Genomic DNA, 20,312 nt, shown 5'->3' with positions numbered 1-20,312 from the left:
CAGTAACTAGACTTGAGAGAGTCGAAAGAGGTTTGGAAAATGTTTGAGTCCGTACAGGGCCTGTTGGATGAGCATGACGCCATCCAGGCACAGCTTGGGGATCCTGCTGTTTATGCCGACCAGAAGATTGCCCGGAAGCTGGGGCGGCGATCGGCCCAGTTGAACGGCATTGTCGAGGCGTACCATGCCTGGCACGCCATCCAGGATGACCTTGCGGCGGCCCAGGAAATGGCGGGGGAGGACCCCGAGTTCGCCGCCGAGGTGCCCGAGCTGGAGGCCGCGCTGGAAACGGCAGCCGCCAAGCTGCGCCGGCTCCTGATCCCGCGCGACCCGGACGATGCCCGGAACGTGATCCTCGAAGTCAAGGGCGGCGAGGGCGGCGACGAGGCCGCGCTGTTCGCGGCCGACCTGCTCCGGATGTACACCCGGTACGCGGAATCACGCGGCTGGAAGACCGAGATGATTTCCGCCAACGAATCCGACCTGGGCGGCTACAAGGATGTCCAGGTCGCCATCAAGGGCAACTCCAACGATCCGGCCGAGGGTGTGTACGCACGGCTCAAGTTCGAAGGCGGCGTGCACCGTGTGCAGCGGGTTCCTGTGACGGAATCCCAGGGCCGGATCCACACCTCGGCCGCCGGCGTCCTCGTGCTGCCGGAAGTGGATGAGCCCGAAGAACTCGAGATCAGCCAGAACGATCTCAAAATCGACGTCTACCGTTCCTCCGGCCCCGGCGGCCAGTCCGTGAACACCACCGACTCCGCCGTCCGGATCACCCACCTTCCCACCGGAATTGTGGTGGCGATGCAGAACGAGAAATCGCAGCTGCAGAACCGCGAGGCCGGCATGCGCGTGCTGCGCGCCCGCATCCTGGCGCACCAGCAGGAGCAGATCGACGCCGAGAACTCGGCCCAGCGCAAGTCGCAGATCCGCACCATGGACCGCTCGGAGCGGATCCGGACCTACAACTACCCGGAAAACCGGATCGCGGACCACCGCACCGGCTACAAGGCGTACAACCTGGACCAGGTCATGAACGGCGACCTGGAACCGGTGATCCAGTCGGCCATCGAGATGGACGAACAGGCCCGCCTCGACGCCATCGGCGACTGATCCCGGATTGTGATGACAGAAGGAACCGGGCAGCGCCTCGCGGACGCCGTCCGCGAGGCCACCGCCGTCCTGGCCGCCGCGGGCGTCCCGAGCCCACGGAACGACGCCGAACTCCTCGCCGAGCACCTGCTGGGCGTCGGGCTCGGCCGGCTCCGTGCCCTGATGCTCGGTGACACCCCCGCCCCGGACGGCTACCGGGATCTCGTTGCCGAGCGGGCCGAGCGCATCCCGCTGCAGCACATCACCGGCGTCGCGCATTTCCGCTACCTGGAGCTGGCAGTCGGGCCGGGAGTGTTCATTCCCCGGCCGGAAACCGAATCCGTGGTGCAGCTGGTGATTGACCGGCTGCAGGGCATGGCGCATCCCAAGGTCGTGGATCTTGGCACCGGTTCCGGGGCCATCGCCGGTTCGATCGCGCACGAGGTTCCCGGCGCAGAGGTGTATGCCGTCGAGTTCAGCGAGTTTGCCCACGCCTGGGCCGCCAGGAACCTGCTGCCCCTCGGTGTCCAGCTGGTCCGGGGTGATCTGCGCGATGCCCTGCCCGGGCACAACGGGACCTTCGACGTCGTGGTCTCCAATCCCCCCTATATCCCTGCCGAAGCGGTTCCCACCGAACCGGAGGTGGCGCTGCACGATCCGCCCGAGGCGCTGTACGGCGGGGGAGCAGACGGCATGGAACTCCCGACGGCGGCCGCTGCCTCCGCGGCCAGGCTGCTGCTGCCCGGCGGCTACTTCGTGATGGAACACGCCGAAGTCCAGGCCGGCGCGATTGCCGCGATGCTGGAGCGCTCCGGGCTGTGGACCGCGGTGTCAACCCATCAAGACCTCAACGGCAAGGACCGGGCCACCAGTGCCGTCCTCGCCGACCCGGCCGCCCTGCAGTGACCGGGGCAACGCCCAACGTGATGAAAGAATAGGCCAGTGACGACTAGCTACGATTGCACGGCAGCCGAGCAACGCGCTGCAGGACTCGAACACGCCCAGCGGGCCATCCGGGAGCACAAGTGCGTCGTCTTCCCGACGGACACCGTGTACGGGATCGCCGCCGATGCGTTTTCCCCCCTCGCAGTGACCCTGCTGCTGGCCTCGAAAGGCCGCAGCCGCAAGATGCCGCCGCCCGTCCTGATTCCCCGGCTCAACGCGCTCGACGGTCTCGCCACCGACGTTCCGGCCGAGGCCCGGCGCCTCGCCGAAGCGTTCTGGCCCGGCGGATTGACCCTCATTCTGCACGCCCAGCCGTCCCTTGACTGGGATCTCGGCGAAACCAGGGGCACCGTCGCGTTGCGGATCCCGGCCGACGACGTCGCCCAGGACCTGCTGACGCTGACCGGGCCGCTGGCTGTCTCCTCGGCGAACCGTACGGGCCAGGCCGCGGCCCAGACCGCCGCCGAGGCCGAGGCCCAGCTGGCGGAGTCGGTGGAGGTCTACCTTGAAGGCGGGCCGCGCCCGGCCGAGGGGACCGACGCGCTGCCGTCCACCATCGTTGATGCCACCGCCGTACCGCTGCGCGTGGTCCGGCAGGGCGCCATCAGCCTGGCGCGGCTCCGCGAGGTCGTCCCGGAACTGCTCGGTTTCGGCGAGGAAGCTGCCGCCGCCGGGACGCCCGAAACCGCGGCCGAAACCGGGACCCCCGAAACCGGGACCCCCGTAACTACTCACGCCGACGATTTTAACGCCGCCCCTTCTGGCACCACCGCCGCCGACGATTTCCCGAGGAACTGACATGCAGCCCAAAGTCGCCGTCGCGGCAGTAACCTTCGACCGCCACGAGGAACTCACCCTCCTCCTGAAGGGCTTGGCCGAACAGACCGCCCCCATCCACTCCATCGCTCTCGTGGACTCGGGCACCGTCCCGGCAACCGACGTCGTCAACGCCGGTGGGGACAACATCAACTACCTGCGCTCCGAGGCCAACCTCGGCGGTGCCGGGGGATTCGCCTACGCGATCCTGGCCGCCATGGCCAGCGGCGCGGAGTGGATCTGGATGATGGACGATGACGGCCACCCCGAGGACGCGAGCTGCCTCGCCGAGCTGCTCAAGACCGCCGAGGAGCACCAGCTCGATATCGTGAGCCCGCTCGTCGCCGCCACCGCCGACCCCGACCGGCTCTCGTTCAATTTCCGGATCAACGGACTGTTGACCAACGACCGCTCCCGGCTGGCCCCGATGGGCTATCTTCCGGACATGGTGCACTTCTTCAACGGCGCCCTGATCCGCACGGAGGTCTTCTACAAGATCGGCATCCCCGACGTAAAGTTCTTTATCCGCGGCGATGAGGTCGACTTCCTGTCCCGGGTGAAGAAGGCAGGCCTCAAGTACGGCACGCTGGCCACCGTCGCCGTCCGGCACCCGGCCACCTGGACCGAAATGAAGCCGGTCTTCGGCGGCTTCATCACCCCGGTCATCCCCGAGGGCGACTTCAAGCGGTACTGCTACTTCCGCAACCGCGGCTACCTCACCCGGAAGTACCGGAATCTGCGCTGGTTCGGGGCGGACATCGTGGGGTTCCCGTACTACTTCCTGAAGACCGGCGACCTCAAGGGCCTCGCGCACTGGTTCCGCGCCTACTCCACGGGTTTCCGCGGAAAGGGCTTCGGCTCACCCGCCCAACTGATGTCCAGCAACAGCTAGGCCGGCGTGAAGAACCTGTTTGCCGTCGTCGTCACCTACAACCGTGCCGACTTCCTGCAGAACCTGCTCGACTCCTTCAGCCGCCTGACCACCCGGCCGGACCGGATCGTTATCGTGGACAACGCCAGCAGCGACCACACCGCGGAGGTTGCCTCCCGCGCCATTGCCGCCGGGGAACTGCCGATCCAGTACGTACGGCTGCCCGCGAACGTGGGCGGCTCCGGCGGCTTCTCCCGCGGCGTCGAGTTGGCCCTCGCGGCCGGTGCCGACTGGCTGTGGCTGATGGACGACGACGTCGAGGTGCTCCCCGGGGCGGTCGAAGCGCTGGACAAGTTCACCGCCGACTACTCCTGCATGATCGGCCGCCGCTACGATGCGGCCGGGAAGCCCTTCTTCTGGCAGCACCATTTCGTCGAGGCGCTCGGCGTCTTCCTGCCCGTCTCGGGCGATGTCTTCCGCAAATCCGAGGTTTTCCGCACCAACGTGGGGAACTTCGAGGGGATGCTGATCAAGGCGCCCCTGGCCCGGAACATCGGGCTGCCGGACCCGCGGTTCTTCATCACCTGGGACGACCTCATTTACGGCTGGCTCGCGGCTCAGCGGATGCCGGTGGTCTATGTGAACGCCTTTGTCATCAAAAAGGTCCGGGCCCAGCGCCAGGTGGATCTGGGCCTGCGCCACCTCAACGATTCTTCGGACCTGAGCCGGCGCTACGTGATGCGGAACCGGGGGCACGTGGCGCAGTACCTGCGCGTGTACGGGAAGTACAACCGGCTCGGATTCGGCGCCGGGACGGCCCTGACGTATTTGAAGGAAATTGTGCGACTGGTGCTGGTTGAACGCAGCCTGAAGGGCGCCGGTGCGCTGTGGCAGGGCTGGCGCGAATCGCGCGGCATCCTCGCCGACCGGAGCTGGCAGCCGATGCCGCCGGTACCCCCCGCGGCGGGACCGGAACCCGCCTGACGCAAGCCCGGGACGCGTAACCAGCCCCGTCCGGCCGGCACGGACCCGGGTTTCCGTCGCGACAGCGATTAGTATCGTGGGAGACCCGGGTACTGTCCGACAGCGTACGCCGGGTAATTTTTGAAACAGGCGCATGGCCGCCGTGGTAGTGGAAGTCGGTTGCAATCTCTGTTGACTACAAAATCTGAAGCGCGCGAACCTGCCGCAGCACTGGACGAGAAAAAGCCCCCGCTCTGGATCTGGATCCAGCTTTTCCTCGACTCGATGTCGTGGGTCGTGGCGATCGTCCTGGCCCTGCTGCTGCGCTACGAAATGGGCATCCGGGAAGAACAGCTTGTCAGTGCCATGATCATCATGGCCATTGCCATCGTGGTGCAGGCCGTTGCCGGCTATGCGCTGGCGCTGTACCGCGGCAGGTATCCTTTCGGCAGCTTCCAGGAAGCCAAGGCGCTCGTCTTCGTCACCGTCATTGTGGCCGCCTCCATCACCCTGAGCCTGCTGGTGCTCTATGAGGCCATTGGGATCGGCCGCAGCGTCGGGCTCATCGCCTTCCCGTTCGCCTGCCTCTTTATGGGAGCCGCCCGCTACGTTAAACGGCTCTATGTCGAGGGCAAGAACCGTCCCAGCGACGGCGCCCAGAACACCCTGATCTACGGCGCCGGCTTCCTCGGGAACTCACTGCTGACGCGCATGCTGCAGGACGCCGATTCGCCGTATTTCCCGGTTGGGCTGATTGACGACGATCCCACCAAGAAACACCTGCGGCTCACCGGCGTCCAGGTCCTGGGCCGCGGCGACGACCTGCCGGCCATCATCCGCCGCACCCGCGCCACCGTGCTGGTGCTGGCCTTCGCCAATGTCGAGGCCTCCGTCGTCCGGCGGATTTCAGATGCTGTCGCCGGGATGAATGTCAGGGTGCTGGTCCTCCCCCCGCTGAGGGACATGCTCGGCCGCGGCGCCCCTGAGGGTTTCTCCGATTTCCGCGACGTGGCCGTCGAGGACCTGATCGGGCGACGGCCGGTCGACATCAAGGTCGATGAGATCGCGGGCTACATCAAGGGCAAGCGCGTCCTGGTCACCGGAGCCGGCGGCTCCATCGGCTCCGAGCTGTGCCGGCAGATCGTCCAGTTTTCACCGGCCGAACTGATCATGCTCGACCACGACGAAACAGGGCTGCAGCACACCCAGATCTCCATCACCGGCCGCGGACTGCTCGCTGGCCGGGACACGGTCCTGGCCAGCATCCGTGACGGGGCCGCCCTCCAGGAAATCTTCGCGGACCGCCGCCCCGAGGTGGTCTTCCACGCCGCCGCCCTCAAACACGCGCCGCTGCTGCAGCAGTATCCAATCGAGGCCTGGAAAACAAACGTTTTGGGCACCCTGAACGTGCTCCTGGCGGCCGAGCGCGCCGGTGTTTCACACTTTGTGAATATCTCCACCGACAAGGCAGCGAACCCGACGACGGCGCTTGGCCATTCCAAGCGCGTCGCCGAAAAGCTGGCCGCCTGGATGGCCGGCCAGACCGGCCGCAAATTCGTCTCCGTCCGGTTCGGCAATGTGATGGGCAGCCGCGGTTCGATGCTGCCGCTTTTCACCGAACAGATCCGGGTCGGCGGGCCCGTGACCGTCACGGACCCCGACGTCACCCGGTTCTTTATGACGATCCCGGAGGCCTGCCAGCTGGTCATCCAGGCCGGCGCGATCGGACGCGGCGGCGAAGTCATGATCCTCGACATGGGGGAGCCGGTCAGGATTCTGGATGTCGCCCAGCGCATGATCGCGATGTCCGGCAAGAAGGTCGAGATCGTCTACACCGGACTTCGGCCCGGCGAAAAGCTCCACGAGGAACTCGTCGGCACGGGCGAGCTGGACGAGCGCCCCCTGCACCCCAAGATTTCGCACACCAGGGCCCACGAACAGGATCCGGCCGGGCTGGACATCGACGTCTGGCTGGCCCGCTGCGAGGCCGAGCAGGGCATCGACATCGCGTTGATCCCGGACGAGGAAGCCGACGAACCGGGCGACAACATGAGGGTGGCGTCATGATGCCCGTGCTGGTCGCTGCCGCGATTACCCTGCTGGCGAGCGTCCTGCTTCCGTTCGCGGTCAAACCATGGCTCGTCAGGATGGGCGTCGTGGACGTTCCGTCGGCACGGTCATCGCACGCCCGGACCACGATCCGTGGCATGGGGGTGGCCGTGTCCCTGGCCACCGCGGTTGGCTACGCGGCCGCCGTCGTCCTGGGGGCAGTGACGGTGGACCGGTCAGTTTTCCTCCTGGTCCTGGCGATCATCGTGGCAAGCGCGGCGGTTGGTTGGATCGAAGACCTCCGTGGCCTTTCCATCCGTGGCCGCGCCGCCGCCCAGTTGGGGATCGGTGCCGCCGGTTCTGCCGCCCTGATCTTCCTCACCGGCCAGTCCTTCTGGTGGCTGCCGCTGGCTGCGCTGGCCATTGCCGCCTATATCAACATTGCCAACTTCATGGACGGGGTCAACGGTATCTCCGGTTTCCATGGAGTCCTCGCGGGCTCGGCCTATGCCGTGGCCGGGCAGCTGTCCGGACAGCCGTGGCTCACTGCAGGGGGCGCAGTGCTGGCCATGGCCTTTCTGGGCTTCCTGCCCTGGAACCTGTCCCGGGGTTCCGTCTTCCTGGGCGACGTCGGCAGCTACCTGCTCGGCGCCTCGGTGGCGGCCCTGGCCGTGGCAGGTTTCTTCAGCGGGGTATATGTGGAATACGTCCTGGCTCCGATCCTGGTCTACGTGGCCGACACCGGCTATACCCTGCTGCGCAGGATCACTGCGGGCGAGCGGTGGTATGCGTCCCACCGCGAGCACGTATACCAGCGGCTGACCGACGTCGGCTTCTCGCACCTGCAGTCGGCCGGCACGGTCGCAGTGTGCACCGCTGCCGTCACCGTGCTTAGCTTCATCGCCGCCACGGCAGCGCTGCCCGTTGTGGTGCTTTGTGTCGCCGGAAGTCTTGCCGTCCTGGCGCTCTATCTGGCCTCGCCGGACCTGATCCGGCATTTCCGGCGGCGCCGGAAGGTCACCCGGATACCGGTGTCCTAGGCCGAAGGCGGTGCCAAGTCCAGCCGGACGCCGCCATGTTCTATCTCGTGTAGAATTCATGTGCGGTCCTTCGCCGCGCCACTGTCACCAGCCAACACCCTCGACGAATGGGATCCCATGAGCTCCAACGCCGAACCCGGACCAACGTCCGGCGCCGGAGAAGTTGGTGTCTCAGGTCCCACAAAATCCTTGTGGCTGCGACTGCTGGCCATCAGTTCGGCGGTCGGCGGCGGCGCGCTGCTGCTCACGAGTCTGGCGGCGCTCCTGCTCGACGGGACGGCGGCCGCGCTGTCGTCCCTTTTCGGCGGCGCCCTGGTGATCGCCTTCTTCGCGATCAGCCTTCTGGTCGGCCATTTCGGCGGCCGCAACCATTCGTCCGGAGCCATCGGCCTGTTTGCGGGCACGTACTTCATCAAAGTCGTCGGCTTCGCCGTGGTGCTGTTCGCGATCGGCAGCCCCGACTGGCTGAACGGCCGCTGGTTCCTGGCCGGCGCCGTCGTGACAGTGGTGCTGTGGCAGGCCGCCGAGATTTACGGTTTCAGCAAGGCTAGGCTCCAGCTCTACAACGACCCCGAGATACCGGAAGGCGGCACCGATGTTTAGCCGCAAAGCGCGACACGAGAACAAGCCCGCCACCCGCAAAACCACTGCGGGCGCCCCCGGCGTTTCGGACAACGGACGCGACGGCGGATACAACGCCGGCATCGCCGTCTTCAGCTACATTGTTGGCGGGATCCTGGTCTGGAGTTTGATAGGGTGGGGTCTGGATAATCTGTGGGGAACCCGCTGGATTGTACTCGCAGGCGCCCTTCTGGGAGCCGCGGGAGGGTTCTATCTTTCTCATATGCACGGCCTCACCAGTTCGGATAATTCGGCTGGCGCGGACAATCCTGCACGTGGCCCGTCCCAGGACGAGGATCAGTAATGCCAAATAATTTCACACGGGGAGAGCCTGACAGCAACGTCAACCTTCCCCGACCAACGCCCAATGATGGACACTGCAGAGAGGAAACGCGTTGATCGCGCTTGCGCTCCCGGCCCAAGATTCAGGACCCTTTACGCCTCCTGGAATTGAAGAAATGCACCTGCCGGCAATCCTGCCGTGGGGGGCGGCCGAAGGATTCACCAAGCAGATGCTGCTGGTAATCCTGTCGGTCGTTATTATCGCCACATTCTTTCTGCTAGCTGCCCGCAAGGGGCAGCTTGTTCCCGGCAAACTGCAGTACGCCGGCGAGGCCGCCTACGGCTTCGTCCGCAACGGCATTGCCAAGGACATCATCGGCGGCAAAGACTTCATGAAGTACGTCCCGCTGCTGTTCAGCCTGTTCTTCTTCATCCTGGTGAACAACATCTACGGCGCCATCCCGGTGATCCAGCTCCCGAGCTTCTCGCACGTCGGCGGTGCCTACGTGCTCGCCGGAATCGTGTACATCACCTGGATCGCCATCGGCGTCAAGAAGAACGGCCTGAAGTACTTCAAGCTGGCCACCGTACCCTCCGGCGTACCGGTCTACATCCTTCCCCTGATCATCCCGATCGAGATCATCTCCAACTTCCTGGTCCGCCCCGTCACGCACAGCCTCCGTCTGTTCGCGACCATGCTGGCCGGCCACCTGATCGTGATGATCGCCGGTTCGGGCATCGAGTTCCTCGTTATGCAGGAGAACATCCTGCTCAAGGGAACCTCGGTCCTCGTGCTGGTCGGTGCGATTGCCATGTACATGCTGGAAGCGCTGATCATGGCGCTGCAGGCCTACGTGTTCACCCTGCTGGCCGCCATCTACATCGAAGGCGCGCTGCACGCGGATAGCCACTAGGCACCCAAAAACTTCCCCTCACGGGGATGAAGCACACCAAACAACCTGCCACATAGATGGCATCTTGAAAGGAATAAAATGGAAGGCAATCTCAACCTCGTAGGTTACGGTCTGTCCGCAATCGGCGGTGGTATCGGTGTTGGTCTCGTGTTCGCCGCTTACATCAACGGCGTTGCACGTCAGCCGGAGGCACAGCGTGTGCTCCAGCCGATCGCATTCCTCGGCCTCGCGCTGACTGAAGCCCTCGCCATCCTCGGCCTGGTCTTCGCGTTCGTTCTCTAGTCTGAACTTCAGAACTAAGCGAACATCCAGAACCGAGTAGATAAGGACGGGTGAATTATGAATCAGCTGATCATCTCAGCCGCCACAGAGGGCGTTAACCCTCTGGTTCCCAATGTCTGGGAAATGGGCGTCGTTCTCGCCGGCTTCGCTGTTCTCATGTTCATCGTGGTCAAGTTTGTTGTCCCGATGTTCGAGAAGACCTTCGCTGAGCGTGCCGAGGCCATTGAAGGCGGCATTGCCAAGGCTGAAAAGGCCCAGGCAGAGGCTTCCGCTGCACTCGAAGAGTACAAGCAGCAGCTCACTGATGCCCGTGCCGAGGCCAACCGCATCCGCGAGGAAGCACGTGCTGAAGGCGCTCAGATCCTTGCGGATCTGAAGGAGAAGGCAGCTGCAGAGTCTGCCCGCATCACGGCCCAGGCGCACGCGGCGATCCAGTCCGAGCGCCAGGCGGCCGTCGTGTCGCTCCGCGCGGAGGTTGGCACGCTGGCCACCACGCTGGCAGGACGCATTGTGGGCGAGTCGCTCGACGACGACGCTCGTGCGGCCCGTGTGGTCGACCGTTTCCTGGCAGATCTGGAGAACCAGAACGCAGGTGCAGCTAAGTAATGGCAGGTGTATCGAGCGAATCGCTGACCGCGGCACTGGTGGCACTGGAAGCCAAGCTTCCTTTCGCATCGCTGCAGTTGGCCAAGGAACTCTTCGGAATCTTGGGAACGGTGGACAGCTCAGCTGGCTTGCGCCGTGCCCTGACCGATCCGTCCCGCAGTGCTGACGAAAAGTCGGCGCTGATCAAGCAGCTCTTCGGCGGGAAAGTCTCCGCGGACGCTGTGGACATCGCGAGCGGACTGGCCGGCTCACGCTGGGCATCCGCTCGGGATATCGGCGATGCCCTCGAGACTCTTGCTGCTTCGGTGGTCATCGCCGTTGCTGAGAACAAGTCTGCCGTCTCTGCCTCAGGGATCACCGGGCTGGAAGCGCTGGAGAACGATCTGTTCTCCTTCAACCAGGTCGTTGAGTCCAACCACGAGGTGCAGCGTGCTGTATCCGAACCGCAGGCGAGCCCGGCTGCCAAGGTTGTCTTCGCCGAAAAACTTGTACCCGGCGCCAGCGAGGAAGCGAAAGTCCTTATCGGACAGGCTGTTTCGCAACCCCGTGGCCTCAAGGTGACCAAGCTCGTCCGTCGTTTCGCCGAGCTTGCAGCCAAGCGCCAGCAACGCTGGATTGCAACGGTCAGCGTCACCCGTGCGCTGACGGAAACACAGACCAGCCGCCTGCAGGCGGGGCTCAATGCCCTCTACGGGCGCGAGCTCAAGATCAACATGAACGTTGACCCGGCACTCATCGGTGGCATCCGGATCCAGGTTGGTGACGAAGTGGTTGACGCTTCGGTCCTCACCCGCCTGGGCCAGCTTCACCGTCAGCTTGCCGGCTAGCCGGACCAGCACAACTTAACGAAACGAAACCCCGGTCATCGTGAGCAACGATGATCACGAAAACAGGAGAGCAGGGACTGCAGATGGCCGAATTGACCATCAACGCCGACGACGTCCGTATTGCGTTGAACGAGTTCGCGGCGTCCTACGAACCCGGAAACGCAGAGCGCGTAGAGGTCGGCCGTGTAACAACCGCAGGTGACGGCATCGCCCGTGTTGAGGGCCTTCCCTCGGTCATGGCGAACGAGCTGCTTCGCTTTGAAGACGGCACGCTGGGCCTGGCCCAGAACCTCGACGTCCGCGAAATCGGCGTCATCATCCTCGGTGACTTCACCGGAATCGAAGAAGGCCAGGAAGTACACCGCACCGGACAGGTTCTGTCCGTTCCGGTGGGCGACGCCTTCCTCGGCCGCGTTGTCGACCCGTTGGGCGAGCCCATCGATGACCTCGGCGAGATCAAGGCCGAAACCACCCGAGCCCTGGAACTCCAGGCGCCCGGCGTGACGCAGCGCAAGTCGGTCCACGAACCGATGCAGACGGGCCTCAAGGCTATCGACGCCATGATCCCGATCGGCCGCGGCCAGCGTCAGCTGATCATCGGTGACCGTCAGACCGGCAAGTCGGCCATCGCAATCGACACGATCATCAACCAGAAGGCCAACTGGGCTTCCGGCGATGTCAACAAGCAGGTGCGCTGCATCTATGTAGCCATCGGCCAGAAGGCATCCACGATCGCGGCGGTCCGTCAGACGCTTGAGGACAACGGCGCACTGGAATACACGACCATCGTGGCTTCCCCCGCGTCCGACCCCGCAGGCTTCAAGTACCTGGCACCGTACGCCGGTTCGGCCATCGGCCAGCACTGGATGTACGGCGGCAAGCACGTCCTCATCGTGTTCGATGACCTCTCCAAGCAGGCCGAGGCCTACCGTGCGGTATCGCTGCTGCTCCGCCGCCCGCCGGGACGCGAAGCCTACCCGGGCGACGTTTTCTACTTGCACTCCCGTCTGCTGGAGCGTTGTGCCAAGCTCTCCGACGAGCTCGGTGCAGGCTCGATGACCGGCCTGCCGCTCATCGAGACCAAGGCAAACGACGTCTCGGCTTACATCCCGACCAACGTGATCTCCATTACCGATGGCCAGATCTTCCTGCAGTCGGACCTCTTCAACGCCAACCAGCGTCCGGCCGTCGACGTGGGTGTCTCCGTTTCCCGCGTGGGTGGCGCCGCCCAGGTCAAGTCCATGAAGAAGGTCTCCGGTACGCTGAAGCTGGAACTGGCCCAGTACCGCGACATGCAGGCGTTCGCAATGTTCGCGTCGGACCTCGACGCCGCATCGCGCCAGCAGCTGACCCGTGGTGCCCGACTGATGGAACTGCTCAAGCAGGGACAGTACTCACCGTTCCCGGTTGAGAACCAGGTCGTCTCCATTTGGGCCGGCACCAACGGGCACCTCGACGAGGTTCCTGTTGAGGACATCAACCGCTTCGAGACCGAGTTCCTGGAGCACCTCAAGCACAAGTCCTCCATCCTGACGACGCTGGCCCAGACCAACGTCATGAGCGATGACACTGCAGAAGCCTTGAAGACCGCGATCGTGGACTTCAAGAAGGGCTTCTTCGGCGAAGGAGACAACCTGCTGGTTGGTGCGGGGCACGAAGAGCACGCCCCCATCGACGAGGCACAGGTCGACCAGGAAAAAATCGTCAAGCAGAAGCGCTAGTTCCGCTGGCAGGGACTGCCGGGACCTCACAGGGTTCCGGCAGTCCCGGCCACCGGGATCTTAGGAAAGGATAAGTATGGGAGCCCAGATTCGGGTCTACCGCCAGAAGATCAGCTCGACTACGTCGATGCGCAAGATCTTCAAGGCGATGGAACTGATCGCTACCTCGCGCATCGGCAAGGCCCGAGCACGCGTAGCAGCTTCACTGCCTTACGCAAACGCCATCACGCGTGCCGTTTCTGCTGTCGCAAGCCAGAGTGAAATCGACCACCCGCTGACCACCGAGCCGGAGCAGATCCGCCGGGCCGCCGTCCTGGTAATCACCTCGGACCGTGGCCTCGCAGGTTCGTACTCGGCGAGCGTGCTCAAGCAGGCGGAAGGCCTCAACGAGCTGCTCGTCGAGGAGGGCAAGGAAGTCAAGATGTACCTGGTCGGCCGCAAGGCGCAGGCGTACTTCGACTTCCGGAACCGTCCTTACGGCCGCGTCTGGACCGGCGGCACGGATGCACCGGAGTTTGCCACCGCACAGGAAATCGGCGACGCACTGCTGGCTGACTTTGCGACGGACTACGCAGAGGGCGGCGTCGACGAGATCCATGTCGTCTACACCCGCTTCAAGTCCATGGTCACGCAGGAACCGACGGTTGTCCGTCTTCTCCCGCTAGAGGTTGTCGAAGAGCAGGCGGCGTCCGAATCGGACCTCCTGCCGCTCTACGAATTCGAACCGGAAACGGAGCAGGTTCTTGATGCTCTGTTGCCGCGCTACATCGAATCACGCATCTTCGCCGCAATGCTGCAGGCAGCTGCTTCGGAGCTCGCTGCCCGCCAGCGGGCAATGAAGTCCGCCGGCGACAATGCCACGGATCTCATCAAGAAGTTCACGCGTCTGCGCAACACTGCCCGCCAGGCTGAAATTACGCAGGAGCTTTCCGAAATCGTGGCCGGTGCCGACGCGTTGAACGCGTCCTAGCCGCCAGGACTTGGATCCAGCTGTACCTGCATCAAAGTTAACAAACCCCAACGCCATCTACTGAGTGAAGTGAGAGAGATGACTGCCACAGCTACCGAACACGTAGCCGCGACGACCGGTGCTACCGGCCGTATTGCACGTGTTATTGGCCCGGTTGTCGACGTCGAATTCCCGGCTGACGCAATCCCCTCGATTTACAACGCACTCACCACCGAGATTACTCTCAACGGTGAGACCAAGACCATCACGTTCGAGGTTGCCCTGCACCTCGGCGACAACGTCATTCGCGCCATCTCCCTGCAGGCAACCGACGGACTCGTCCGCGGTACCGCTGTAGTGGACTCCGGCGCCCCCATCTCCGTGCCCGTCGGCGACGTCGTCAAGGGACACATCTTCAACGTCCTCGGGCAGCCGCTGGATGTTACTGAGGCCGAACTCGAGATCACCGAGCGCTGGCCCATCCACCGCAAGGCCCCGGCCTTCGCGACGCTCGAGGGTTCCACCGAAATGATGGAAACCGGCATCAAGGTCATCGACCTTCTCACCCCGTACATCAAGGGTGGCAAGATCGGTCTGTTCGGTGGTGCCGGTGTCGGCAAGACCGTGCTGATCCAGGAAATGATCACCCGTGTTGCCCGCAACTTCGGTGGCACCTCGGTGTTCGCCGGTGTCGGCGAGCGTACCCGTGAAGGCAACGACCTCTGGGTTGAAATGGAAGAGGCGGGCGTCCTCAAGGACACCGCCCTTGTATTCGGCCAGATGGATGAGCCGCCGGGAACGCGTCTGCGCGTCGCCCTGTCCGCCCTGACAATGGCGGAGTACTTCCGCGATGTGCAGAACCAGGACGTGCTGCTCTTCATCGACAACATCTTCCGCTTCACCCAGGCAGGCTCCGAGGTTTCCACCCTCCTCGGCCGCATGCCGTCGGCCGTGGGCTACCAGCCCAACCTGGCTGACGAGATGGGCCTCCTACAGGAGCGCATCACGTCCACCAAGGGCCACTCGATCACCTCGATGCAGGCCATCTACGTTCCCGCGGATGACTACACCGACCCGGCCCCGGCCACGACCTTCGCACACCTCGACGCGACCACGGAACTTTCCCGTGAAATCGCTTCCCGTGGTCTGTACCCGGCCGTTGACCCGCTGACGTCGACGTCGCGCATCCTGGATCCGCAGTACATCGGACAGGCCCACTACAACACGGCTGTCCGCGTCAAGCAGATCCTGCAGAAGAACAAGGAACTCCAGGACATCATCGCCATCCTCGGCGTTGACGAGCTCTCCGAAGAGGACAAGATCGTCGTGTCGCGTGCACGCCGTATCCAGCAGTTCCTCTCGCAGAACACCTACACCGCCAAGCAGTTCACCGGCGTCGAAGGCTCAACGGTCTCCATCAAGGACACCATTGAAGGCTTCACCGCTATCTGTGACGGCGAGCTGGACCACATCGCAGAGCAGGCGTTCTTCAACGTCGGCGGCCTGGATGATGTCGAGCGCCAGTGGGCCAAGATCCAGGAACAGACCAAGTAATATGGCTGAGCTTGAGGTTGAGATTGTCGCAGCGGACCACTTCGTGTGGTCCGGAGCGGCCACGATGGTCAAGGCCCGCACCAGCGATGGTGAAATCGGAATCCTGCCCGGCCACTCGCCCCTGCTGGCGATTCTGGCCGAAGGCGAGCTGGCAATCCAGCCGGTCTCCGGTGACCGGCTTGCTGTAGTTGTCGACGGCGGATTCTTCTCCGTGGACAACAACCGTGTCGTTATTGTCGCTGACAACGCCCAGCTGGGCGACGCGGCTACTGCGGGGATCCGCTAGCACGACCTTGATGAACGATACAGTCTTTCCGTTCATCGTCCTGGCAACGGTCTTCGCGTTGCTGGTATTTGCACTGTGCCTTTCCGGGGTGCGCCGCTTCAATCTGCGGCGCGCCCTGGGCACGGTGGACGCCTCCATTTGCACGGCTGGAAACAGCTGGCAGATGGGGGTTTGTCGTTATCAGGACAACGACCTGGAGTGGTTCCGCCTTGCCTCGCTGAGCATGCGGCCGAAGCACACCTTCCGGCGGAGCTCGATCGAGCTAATCGGCCGGCGCAAGCCCACCGAATCCGAGCTCGTCAAGGTCCAGCCCGACGCCGTGATCGTCGAACTCCGCTACGAGGGGCAGGATGTCCTGCTGGCAATGCGGTTCGACGCCTACACCGGGCTGTCATCCTGGCTTGAGGCCGGGCCCGTCATTGGCGTCGGCACCTGGCGCTAACCCCGGTGGACTTCATCGAAGAGCTGCGGCTCGTCGACGGCCCCGTACTGTGGATTGCCTGGGCTGCCGGTACGGCCGGCCTGCTCTACTTCACGCGCCTGCCCTACGTCCTGCGGCAGGGAAGGCGCCATCACGCCCCGGACACCGCAGCCCCCCGCCTGCTGGTTTTCCTGCTTCCCCTCGCCGCCGCCGTGCTGGCCGCCGCCGCGCTGCTCGCCGCGGCGCAATGGCTGATGATCTACGTCTTCCCTGTCTTCCCCGGCGAACTGCCGCGCGAGGTGCTTGCCTGGCTGCTTGCCGCGGTCGCGGCGCTGCTGCTGTGGATATTGCACCTGTGGCGGACCTGGCGAAGCACCGGCCCGCCGGCCTCCGGACCCGACCACGCCCGGACGACGGCGGCGTCCACGACCGCCCGACACCCTGCCCGGACGACGGCGGCGTCCACGACCGCCCTGCTCGGTGTCGTCCTGCTCTCCGCAGTCCAAATTAACGGCTACTTCGGTCTCAACCACACCGTGAGCGACGTGACGGGCACCGCCGTGGCCCGGATCCAGCCGCTGGAGGACGGTCTGAAACGCGTCCCCGGAGCCACCACGGGCGTGAGCCTGTCCGGCTGGCAGCCGCCACCAGGTCTGCCCGAGGCCGGCGTGCTGCGGCGCGCAGTAATACCCGGCACCAGCTCCGGCTTCGACAGCCGGGAGGCCTACCTCTACCTTCCGCCCGCCTACCTGGCCACACCCAGGCCGGCCCTTCCCGTCCTGGTCCTGTTCTCCGGCCAGCCGGGCGCTCCGGCTGACTGGCTCACGGGCGGGGCGCTGCGGAGCCGGATGGACCGGTTCGCGGCAGCGCACCACGGTGTAGCCCCGGTGGTGGCGGTCGTTGACCCTAACGGCTCCGCCGCAGGTAATACCCTTTGCATGGACAGCAGGATCGCGCGGGCTGATACGTTCCTAGCCGTGGATGTGCCGGCCTGGATCAGCCGGACGCTGGATGTGGATCCGGACCACCGGCAGTGGGCGGCCGGGGGCTTCTCCTTCGGCGCGACCTGCGCGATGCAGATGGTGACCAGGCATCCGGACATCTACAGCTCCGCCCTGGCGTTCTCGAGCGAGCAGGAACCTGCCCTCGCCAAGGAACGGGACAAGACCGTCGCGGCCGCCTTCGGCGGCGACACCGAGGCCTTCGACCGCCAGACACCGCTTCGGCTCATGGCGGACCGCCGCTTTGAGGGGCATGGCATCTATTTTGCCGCCGGGGAGCGGGACCCGGAGTTCATCGCCAATCTGGAAGTCCTGTCCGGCGCCGCCCGCGGGGCCGGGTTCACCGTCGAGGCGGGTCTGGTGCCTGGTGCCGGGCACTCCTGGGAGACCGGGTCCCGGGGGCTGCCCGCCGGGCTTGACTTCCTGTCGTCCCGCTGGGGCATCGCACCGTGAGCGGGACAGCGGCGGCACGCCAGCAGGGGGCCGGGACCAGCTCCCTTCGCGGCCTCAGCCGTGTGGGTCTGCGGAAGTCCCTGGGCCATCTGCGCGCCATCCCCTTCACCCTCGCGGTCCTCGCGGCCTTCCTGCTCACCGGCGCGGCCACCGGAAGCTTCCTCGCCGGGCCGCCGGAATCCCTGCTGGACGTCGCATCCGTCAGTGCCCCGGCGCTGAAGGCCGGGCGCTGGTGGTCGCTGTTCACCTCACTGTTCTTCGCCACCAATCTGCTGGCGTACGCCTTGGCCGCGCTGTTGATCCTGGTCCTGCTGGGCCTCGCGGAGCGGGTGCTGGGAACGCGGCGCACGGCTGTATTCTTTTTTGCTGCCCAGTTCGCAGCGGTCACGCTGTTCCTGCTGCTGACGCAGGTCGCCGGCCACGTCGATGACGGCTGGCTGAGCCGGATGGTGGACGCGGGTCTGATGGGCCCGTACGCCGCGGTTCTGGCCGTCTCGCTGGCCTCGAGCGGACTGCTGCCCACGCTGTGGCAGCGTCGGCTGCGCACCGGCGTGGTCTCGCTGTCCCTGATGCTGGTGCTGTATGTGGGACACCCGGAGACCGTCGTCGGGTTCGCCGGGGCGCTGGCGGGGCTGTCGGCCGGCTGGTGGATCCAGGGCGATAAGGGCACGCTGCACCGCCACCGCTCCACCGGGCGCGAAACCCGCAACCTGCTCGCGCTCACCGTGGCCATCTTCGCCGTCGGGCCCATCCTGACGGCGACCGTCCGGACCCCCACGGGGCCGCTGGCGCTGTTGCGGGATGTTGTCCTGAACCCGCTGCCCACGCTGAACCAGCTGGAACAGAACTGCGGGGGAACCATCGACGTCGCCTGTCTCGAGGCCGGCCGGGCCGGCTTCGCGGGACCGCTGGGTCTCGCGCTGGCGGTCGTCCCTGTCGTGCTGCTGCTGATCTGCGCGGACGGCATGCGGCACGGCCGCCGGCTCGCCCTCCGGATTGCGGTCACCCTGCAGCTCGCCGTGACGGCGCTGGCGGCCGTCTACCTGTCCCTGATCGCCAGGATCCCGCAGTACCCCAACCGGCCGCACACCGGCGTGATGGGATCAGGATTCGTCCATGTGCTGCCCCTCGTGGTGGTTCCGCTGGTGCTCGTGGTGCTGCTGGTGGCCTACCGCCGGCACTTCCGGGTGGAAACGAGCCCGCGCGCCCGGCGTGCCCTGGCCGCCGCCGTCGGCGGCACCTGGCTCGTGCTGGCCTCGGGCTACACCGCGGTCTGGCTCGCCGCCGGGGGCATGGACCGCGACGGCGGCCTGCTGGGTCTGGCCGCAGAGCTGTCCCGGCAGTACCTTCCGCTGCCTATCCCGGGCATCTACAGCCGCATCTTCCAGGGCCGCAACGCTGCCGAGGCGATCCTTTTCGCCACCTCCGGCATTGTCTTCTGGACGGTGGCCCTGGCAGCCGTGTGGCTTGTCCTGCAGCGCCGGCTGCACCTCACCGACGCCGGAGCCGGGGACCGGGACGTTGCCCGCGGCCTGATCCGCCAGGGCGGCGATGCGCTGTCCTGGATGGCGCTGTGGGAGCCCAACAAGTATTGGCTCGCGCCGGACGGGCGCGGGGGAGTGGCCTACCAGCAGCACGGCAATGTCGCCCTGACGCTCGCGGGGCCGTTCGGCCCGGCCCAGTTCCGCGAGGAGACTGCGGCGGGTTTCATTCGGTACTGCGCGGAACATGCCCTCATTCCGACCTTCTATTCCTGCACGGACGAGCTGTGGCCGATGCTGGAGCGCCGCGGGTTCCGGCGGGTCGCGGTGGCGCAGGAAACCAGGCTGGCCGTGCGCTCCCTGGAGTTCAAGGGCAAGGACTGGCAGAACGTCCGGACTGCCCTGAACCGGGCCGGCAAAACCGGCGTGCGCGCGGTGTGGGGACGCTACGCCGACTTCGCGCCTGCGCTGCGGGCCCAGCTGAGTGAGGTCTCCGAGGAGTGGGCCGCGCAGAAGTCGGTCCCGGAGATGGGCTTCACCCTTGGCGGCATCGATGAGCTGCAGGACGAAGAGGTGCTCTGCTGCCTTGCCGTGGACGCCGAGGGGCAGGTCCAGGGAGTCACGAGCTGGCTGCCCGTGTATGCGGACGGGCGTCTCGTCAGCTGGACCCTTGACTTCATGCGCCGGCGCGGCGACGCCTTCCCCGGCGTCATGGAATTCCTGATCGCCTCCGCGGTACGGGAGCTGCGGAGCTCGGTGGAGGTCATCTCGCTGTCGGGGTCGCCGCTGGCGAAGGACACGGCGGAAGCAGCAGGGGTCGCCGGCGGGGAGGCCGGATCCGAAGGGCTGGCAGGAATCCTCGACGTTGTCGGGAAGGCGCTGGAGCCCGTGTACGGGTTCCGCTCGCTGGCCAGCTTCAAATCCCGGTTCAAGCCCGACTACCGGACCCTGTACCTCTACTACCAGGACCCGCTGCAGCTGCCCGCGATGGGCAGGGCACTGAGCCGGGCCTATCTGCCGGGCCTCTCCGTGCGGCAAAGTGCCCGGCTGCTCCGGACCCTCGTGCGCTGACCCGCTGGCCCGCTGGCCCGCTGGCCCGCTGGCCCGCTGACTAACGACCCGCTGACGTAACGACTCG

General features: G+C 65.4%; 20 protein-coding genes. All 20 read left to right on the top strand.

Going from position 1 to position 20,312, the window contains the following annotated elements; genetic code table 11:
• The first annotated feature begins 39 nt into the window (after positions 1-39).
• The 20 genes from prfA to AC50X9_RS13830 all read left to right on the top strand — a co-directional run bounded on the left by prfA (position 40) and on the right by AC50X9_RS13830 (position 20,245).
• Positions 40-1,113, top strand: coding sequence for a peptide chain release factor 1 (gene prfA / locus AC50X9_RS13925; RefSeq protein ID WP_494894345.1), 1,074 nt, complete (start codon positions 40-42; stop codon positions 1,111-1,113).
• Between the two features lie 12 nt (positions 1,114-1,125).
• A complete protein-coding gene (gene prmC, locus AC50X9_RS13920; protein ID WP_494894344.1) occupies positions 1,126-1,998 on the top strand; it encodes a peptide chain release factor N(5)-glutamine methyltransferase in 873 nt (290 codons plus the stop codon).
• A 36-nt stretch (positions 1,999-2,034) separates the two neighbouring features.
• Positions 2,035-2,835, top strand: coding sequence for an L-threonylcarbamoyladenylate synthase (locus AC50X9_RS13915; RefSeq protein WP_494894343.1), 801 nt, complete (start codon positions 2,035-2,037; stop codon positions 2,833-2,835).
• Between the two features lies 1 nt (position 2,836).
• Complete coding sequence (locus tag AC50X9_RS13910) at positions 2,837-3,745, top strand: glycosyltransferase (RefSeq protein ID WP_494894342.1); 909 nt, start codon at positions 2,837-2,839, stop codon at positions 3,743-3,745.
• A gap of 6 nt (positions 3,746-3,751) precedes the next feature.
• On the top strand, positions 3,752-4,708 hold the full coding sequence (locus AC50X9_RS13905; RefSeq protein ID WP_494894341.1) for a glycosyltransferase: 957 nt from the start codon (positions 3,752-3,754) through the stop codon (positions 4,706-4,708).
• 171 nt (positions 4,709-4,879) lie between these two features.
• Positions 4,880-6,754, top strand: a complete 1,875-nt coding sequence (locus AC50X9_RS13900) for a nucleoside-diphosphate sugar epimerase/dehydratase (RefSeq protein ID WP_494894340.1) — start codon at positions 4,880-4,882, stop codon at positions 6,752-6,754.
• A complete protein-coding gene (locus AC50X9_RS13895; protein WP_494894339.1) occupies positions 6,751-7,776 on the top strand; it encodes an MraY family glycosyltransferase in 1,026 nt (341 codons plus the stop codon). Before AC50X9_RS13900 ends, AC50X9_RS13895 begins: the two co-directional genes overlap by 4 nt.
• A gap of 117 nt (positions 7,777-7,893) precedes the next feature.
• Entirely contained in the window at positions 7,894-8,379 is a 486-nt protein-coding gene (locus AC50X9_RS13890; protein ID WP_494894338.1) for a hypothetical protein, read from the top strand.
• Positions 8,372-8,701, top strand: a complete 330-nt coding sequence (locus AC50X9_RS13885; protein WP_494894337.1) for a hypothetical protein — start codon at positions 8,372-8,374, stop codon at positions 8,699-8,701. Before AC50X9_RS13890 ends, AC50X9_RS13885 begins: the two co-directional genes overlap by 8 nt.
• A 91-nt stretch (positions 8,702-8,792) precedes the next feature.
• The gene (atpB, locus tag AC50X9_RS13880; RefSeq protein WP_494894336.1) at positions 8,793-9,593 is read left to right on the top strand and encodes a F0F1 ATP synthase subunit A; all 801 of its coding nucleotides are present in this window, start codon (positions 8,793-8,795) and stop codon (positions 9,591-9,593) included.
• A gap of 78 nt (positions 9,594-9,671) precedes the next feature.
• Entirely contained in the window at positions 9,672-9,875 is a 204-nt protein-coding gene (atpE, locus tag AC50X9_RS13875) for an ATP synthase F0 subunit C (RefSeq protein ID WP_009356484.1), read from the top strand.
• Between the two features lie 57 nt (positions 9,876-9,932).
• Positions 9,933-10,481, top strand: a complete 549-nt coding sequence (locus AC50X9_RS13870) for a F0F1 ATP synthase subunit B (protein WP_494894335.1) — start codon at positions 9,933-9,935, stop codon at positions 10,479-10,481.
• Positions 10,481-11,308: a F0F1 ATP synthase subunit delta gene (locus AC50X9_RS13865; RefSeq protein WP_494894334.1), complete on the top strand. Its 828-nt coding sequence runs from the start codon at positions 10,481-10,483 to the stop codon at positions 11,306-11,308. Before AC50X9_RS13870 ends, AC50X9_RS13865 begins: the two co-directional genes overlap by 1 nt.
• An 83-nt stretch (positions 11,309-11,391) precedes the next feature.
• A complete protein-coding gene (gene atpA / locus AC50X9_RS13860; protein ID WP_494894370.1) occupies positions 11,392-13,029 on the top strand; it encodes a F0F1 ATP synthase subunit alpha in 1,638 nt (545 codons plus the stop codon).
• A gap of 76 nt (positions 13,030-13,105) precedes the next feature.
• Entirely contained in the window at positions 13,106-13,999 is an 894-nt protein-coding gene (locus AC50X9_RS13855; RefSeq protein WP_494894333.1) for a F0F1 ATP synthase subunit gamma, read from the top strand.
• A gap of 78 nt (positions 14,000-14,077) precedes the next feature.
• Positions 14,078-15,532, top strand: a complete 1,455-nt coding sequence (gene atpD / locus AC50X9_RS13850) for a F0F1 ATP synthase subunit beta (protein ID WP_494894332.1) — start codon at positions 14,078-14,080, stop codon at positions 15,530-15,532.
• A gap of 1 nt (position 15,533) precedes the next feature.
• Positions 15,534-15,818: a F0F1 ATP synthase subunit epsilon gene (locus AC50X9_RS13845; RefSeq protein WP_494894331.1), complete on the top strand. Its 285-nt coding sequence runs from the start codon at positions 15,534-15,536 to the stop codon at positions 15,816-15,818.
• Positions 15,819-15,828: 10 nt separating this feature from the next.
• Positions 15,829-16,260 (top strand): DUF2550 domain-containing protein, encoded by a 432-nt coding sequence (locus AC50X9_RS13840; protein ID WP_494894330.1) that lies wholly within the window; start codon positions 15,829-15,831, stop codon positions 16,258-16,260.
• A gap of 5 nt (positions 16,261-16,265) precedes the next feature.
• Positions 16,266-17,693, top strand: a complete 1,428-nt coding sequence (locus AC50X9_RS13835; RefSeq protein WP_494894329.1) for an alpha/beta hydrolase — start codon at positions 16,266-16,268, stop codon at positions 17,691-17,693.
• Positions 17,690-20,245: a bifunctional lysylphosphatidylglycerol flippase/synthetase MprF gene (locus tag AC50X9_RS13830; RefSeq protein ID WP_494894328.1), complete on the top strand. Its 2,556-nt coding sequence runs from the start codon at positions 17,690-17,692 to the stop codon at positions 20,243-20,245. The genes AC50X9_RS13835 and AC50X9_RS13830 overlap by 4 nt, the downstream gene beginning before the upstream one ends.
• Positions 20,246-20,312: the final 67 nt, after the last annotated feature.

It is taken from the genome of Pseudarthrobacter sp. HLT1-3, assembly GCF_059383535.1.
This window is presented reverse-complemented; position numbering and strand designations above follow the sequence as displayed.

Bases quoted from the DNA above. Each gene is read 5' to 3' on its own strand.
- AC50X9_RS13890 (WP_494894338.1), top strand. From the start codon at position 7,894: ATGAGCTCCAACGCCGAACCCGGACCAACGTCCGGCGCCGGAGAAGTT.
- AC50X9_RS13855 (WP_494894333.1), top strand. From the start codon at position 13,106: ATGGGAGCCCAGATTCGGGTCTACCGCCAGAAGATCAGCTCGACTACG.
- atpE (WP_009356484.1), top strand. From the start codon at position 9,672: ATGGAAGGCAATCTCAACCTCGTAGGTTACGGTCTGTCCGCAATCGGC.
- prmC (WP_494894344.1), top strand. From the start codon at position 1,126: ATGACAGAAGGAACCGGGCAGCGCCTCGCGGACGCCGTCCGCGAGGCC.
- prfA (WP_494894345.1), top strand. From the start codon at position 40: ATGTTTGAGTCCGTACAGGGCCTGTTGGATGAGCATGACGCCATCCAG.
- AC50X9_RS13845 (WP_494894331.1), top strand. From the start codon at position 15,534: ATGGCTGAGCTTGAGGTTGAGATTGTCGCAGCGGACCACTTCGTGTGG.
- AC50X9_RS13895 (WP_494894339.1), top strand. From the start codon at position 6,751: ATGATGCCCGTGCTGGTCGCTGCCGCGATTACCCTGCTGGCGAGCGTC.
- atpA (WP_494894370.1), top strand. From the start codon at position 11,392: ATGGCCGAATTGACCATCAACGCCGACGACGTCCGTATTGCGTTGAAC.
- AC50X9_RS13910 (WP_494894342.1), top strand. From the start codon at position 2,837: ATGCAGCCCAAAGTCGCCGTCGCGGCAGTAACCTTCGACCGCCACGAG.
- AC50X9_RS13865 (WP_494894334.1), top strand. From the start codon at position 10,481: ATGGCAGGTGTATCGAGCGAATCGCTGACCGCGGCACTGGTGGCACTG.
- AC50X9_RS13870 (WP_494894335.1), top strand. From the start codon at position 9,933: ATGAATCAGCTGATCATCTCAGCCGCCACAGAGGGCGTTAACCCTCTG.
- atpD (WP_494894332.1), top strand. From the start codon at position 14,078: ATGACTGCCACAGCTACCGAACACGTAGCCGCGACGACCGGTGCTACC.
- AC50X9_RS13840 (WP_494894330.1), top strand. From the start codon at position 15,829: ATGAACGATACAGTCTTTCCGTTCATCGTCCTGGCAACGGTCTTCGCG.
- AC50X9_RS13885 (WP_494894337.1), top strand. From the start codon at position 8,372: ATGTTTAGCCGCAAAGCGCGACACGAGAACAAGCCCGCCACCCGCAAA.